Source organism: Flavobacterium sp. K77, assembly GCF_021608205.1.
In the GTDB taxonomy this organism is placed as follows: Bacteria; Bacteroidota; Bacteroidia; order Flavobacteriales; family Flavobacteriaceae; genus Flavobacterium; species Flavobacterium turcicum.
Genome location: NZ_JAKIHO010000058.1, coordinates 1 through 333 on the forward strand (window position 1 = coordinate 1; position 333 = coordinate 333).

Annotated in this window: 1 pseudogene; it reads left to right on the plus strand. The window is 41.1% G+C overall.

Going from position 1 to position 333, the window contains the following annotated elements:
• A pseudogene (locus L1S34_RS14885) lies at positions 1-333 on the plus strand (hypothetical protein); the annotation flags it as partial.

Consider the following 333-nt stretch of genomic DNA (forward strand, 5'->3'; position numbering starts at 1 on the left):
CATCAACAGTTACTCCAGTACCGGTAAATGTTTTAAATGCTGTAAATGACGGACCAATAACCGTTACTACAGGATTAACTCCAAAAATTGTTCTAAATGTTACTTCTAACGATACTTTGAATGGACAACTAGTAACAGCTGCAAACACCAATGTAACACCGGTTAGTAATGGTCCACTAAGCGTAGATTCAGAAGGTGTTTTAACTCTTGCTGCGAACACCCCATCAGGCACTTACACAGTTGTATATGAGATCTGTGAAGTAGGGGCAACCCCAGTGAACTGTGATCAAGCAACAGCGACAGTAGTGGTGAACAACCCAATTGTAGCTAACA